We start from the raw sequence: 3,097 nt of genomic DNA, 5'->3' as shown, positions 1-3,097 counted from the left end.
CTGACCTTCGTACTGCTGTGCTATCTCATCCACAACCGGAGACACCATCCGACAGGGACCGCACCAAGGTGCCCAAAAATCTACCAATACTGGGATGTCGCTCTCAAGTACCTCTGCCTGAAAGCTCGAGTCTGTAACTGGGGCGGCGTTTGACATGCCTGGAAATCCTTGCGAATACTTTTGCTACGTACCTCCGAAATTTTACCATAGTCACAACACCGATTAAATATCTTGGGCAAAAGTTGACACTCCCATAGGGCGGAACAGGTGAGGCGGTTACAAGTTACAGGTTACAGGTTATTAGGTTACAGGTTACAGGTTGAAGGTTACAGCTTGAAGGTTACAGCTTGAAGGTTACAGGTTGAAGGTTACAGGTTGAAGGTTACAGCTTGAAGGTTACAGCTTGAAGGTTACAGGTTACAGGTTATCGTCTCAACCTTGGCTTTTCGGCCACGCGTTCGCTGAAAGCGGGACTTCGTCCATCGCGTTCAACCTTGGCTTTTCGGCCACGCAATCGCGTTCAACCGGCGTTGCGTCAGTCTTTGAATGAATAGGAGTAGAGTGGGCATCCTGCCCGCCCGAAAATAAGCATGAAACTGGCAAGATGCCAGTTCCACGCAAGATGCCCATTCCACGCAAGATGCCCATTCCACGGCAAGATGCCTATTCCACAGGTGCGACCCAAGGCCGGGGAACCCGGCCTTGGAGGCGCGCACCTAAACACTCTTAAAATCATTCCATTATTAAGCAACGCCGTTCAACCTACCCTACACCGAACGCCAAAGGCGAACAACCAAACAACCTTCAACCAAACAACCTTCAACCTTCAACCTTCAACCTTCAACTTTCAACCTTCAATATAAAATAAGGAACCGCCCGAACTATGTCCGGGCGGAGTGTGGTGTGAGGAGTGAACGGAAACATTTGTCTCCGCTTTTTCCATTGTATGTCACCGTTGATTTTTTTTCAGCAATTTCCAAGCCAGTCGAAAAATTTTGACGATTGGCGGTGGTCGCGATAAGTATCTATAATCATCGCTTTAACTATTTAGCTTTAACTATTTAGCTTTAACTATTTAGCTTTAACTATTGACAACAGTTGTTCGTGAACTTTAGAAACCTTTAAAAAACCTGTTCAATTTATGAATTACCATAATATTTGGTAATTGTCAATGCTAAAGTTTCAATTTTCAATTGATGAACAACCAAGAATGATAAGTATTCAACTGGACACTATATTATTTCCCCATACCCAACTGCTGAGCTTTCTGGTACACTTTCCCTTCTGTTAGCAGAGAAGGAGCAATCACTACTTCCACTTGTTGCATTTCCTTGAGGTTTTTTGCTCCGAGGGTTCCCATACTGGTTTTCAATGCTCCCAAAAGGTTGTGGGTACCATCATCCATTTGGGCTGGTCCAGTCAGAATTTGCTCAAGTGTGCCAGTGCTGCCGACTTTAATTCGTGTCCCACGGGGTAGCACGCTGGAAGGGGTTGCCATCCCCCAATGAAATCCTTGTCCGGGAGCTTCTTTGGCACGGGCGAAAGGAGAACCAATCATCACCCCATCAGCACCACAAGCAATACACTTACAGATGTCACCTCCTGTAATTAAACCGCCATCAGCAATCACTTGCACATAGTTACCGGTTTCCTGATAGTAGTCGTCACGGGCAGCAGCGCAATCTGCAACTGCTGTTGCCTGAGGTACACCGACACCCAAGACACCCCGAGAGGTACAAGCAGCACCAGGACCAATACCCACCAAGACAGCAGTTGCCCCAACTTTCATCAAATTGAGGGCAACGTCGTAGGTCACGCAATTCCCCAAAATTACTGGCATGGGCATATCCTGACAAAACTGTGCCAAATCCAGGGGATTGATGGACTCTGGTGACAGGTGAGCTGTAGAAACGACTGTTGCTTGAACAAACATTAAATCAGCACCAGCCTCTGCCACTACCTGACTATATTTACTGGCTCCAGCAGGGGTCAGACTCACAGCTGCAATACCACCTTGGTCCTTGATTTCCCGAATTCGCTGGGTAATCAATTCTGGCTTAATCGGTGAACTATAAAGTTCCTGCATCAGGGGAACAAACTCAGAATTTCCCACCGAAGCAATGCGGTCTAGAATCGGTGATGGGTCAGCATAACGGGTTTGAATCCCTTCTAAGTTGAGAACCCCCATTGCCCCAATTTGGGACAACTTGACTGCCATGGACACATCAATCACCCCATCCATAGCGCTGGCGATAATCGGAATTTCCCGTTCAATACCACCAATACGCCAGCGAGTATCAGCCAAACTGGGGTCGAGTGTCCGCTGTCCGGGAACAAGTGCAATTTCATCTATGCCGTAGGCTCTGCGAGCTATCTTACCTCGCCCAATTTGAATATCCACGCTGTTTTTCTTCCGAGATTATTTTAGCTAGGTTATCAAATTGGAGCGAAGATTGCTCGAACTATACAAAGAAACTATGAATTGTGAAGCATGAAGTATGAATTATGAATTCTTCATACGTAAGCATTCAGCCTTTCCCTGATTTAGGTTTCTTGATGCTTGGGTGGCTAAGGTGGTTTTTTTCGGTAAGGTTTGAGGTGGCTGCTGCCCGTGATGGGATGATATCGGTGGTCGGGGTTTTCTTATCCTTTGGTTTGATTGTGTTACTGGTGATTGTGCTACTGTTGTTACTCATCATCTGGCGGATTTGACTAATTAACTCCCCTAGCTTGCCTTCCTCTAACAAACCATTAATCATTGATAAGCCAGTGGTAGACAGTAGCAGTTTGTTGATGTCACCTACACTGCTAGCTCCGTTACCATTATTGCCATTGACACCGGGGAAGGAGTAAATCCGAGTATCTCCCAAAATTCCTGGCTGGGGAGCCAAGGCTTTGGCAATTTCTGGTAGTTGAGGGGCTAACTCTGGCCATATGGTAGTGATGATTTTAGCATTGAGCTGAGCATCGCTGATGGAATTTTCGGCTTCGATCAGGGATCGTTTACCTTCTGCCTCTGCCAAGGCTTTATCCCGATTTGCTTCTGCTAGGGTGCGGATCGACTCAGCTTCTAGTTCTGCTGCTTGTCTGGCTGCTT

5 protein-coding genes are annotated in these 3,097 nt (G+C 46.8%); 1 reads left to right on the top strand and 4 read right to left on the bottom strand.

All coding sequences use genetic code 11. The annotated features are described in order from the left end of the window. Positions 1–156: thioredoxin domain-containing protein (locus tag F6K57_RS41380; RefSeq protein WP_293074930.1), on the bottom strand; the 156-nt coding region annotated here is incomplete at its 3' end. 332 nt (positions 157–488) lie between these two features. Further along, on the bottom strand, positions 489–653 hold the full coding sequence (locus F6K57_RS41375; protein ID WP_293074927.1) for a hypothetical protein: 165 nt from the start codon (positions 651–653) through the stop codon (positions 489–491). A 6-nt stretch (positions 654–659) separates the two neighbouring features. On the opposite strand from F6K57_RS41375, the gene F6K57_RS41370 reads away from it, so the two are divergent. Beyond that, a complete protein-coding gene (locus F6K57_RS41370) occupies positions 660–863 on the top strand; it encodes a hypothetical protein (RefSeq protein WP_143727444.1) in 204 nt (67 codons plus the stop codon). Between the two features lie 374 nt (positions 864–1,237). Here F6K57_RS41370 and F6K57_RS41365 read toward each other — a convergent pair whose 3' ends face one another. Both F6K57_RS41365 and F6K57_RS41360 read right to left on the bottom strand, forming a co-directional pair. After that, positions 1,238–2,401 (bottom strand): GuaB3 family IMP dehydrogenase-related protein, encoded by a 1,164-nt coding sequence (locus tag F6K57_RS41365; protein ID WP_293071511.1) that lies wholly within the window; start codon positions 2,399–2,401, stop codon positions 1,238–1,240. Between the two features lie 127 nt (positions 2,402–2,528). After that, positions 2,529–3,097 (bottom strand): flotillin domain-containing protein (locus tag F6K57_RS41360; protein ID WP_293074923.1); only part of this gene is annotated, 569 nt, incomplete at its 5' end.

The sequence above is a fragment of the Moorena sp. SIO4A5 genome (genome assembly GCF_010672005.1).
In the GTDB taxonomy this organism is placed as follows: Bacteria; Cyanobacteriota; Cyanobacteriia; order Cyanobacteriales; family Coleofasciculaceae; genus Moorena.
This window is presented reverse-complemented; position numbering and strand designations above follow the sequence as displayed.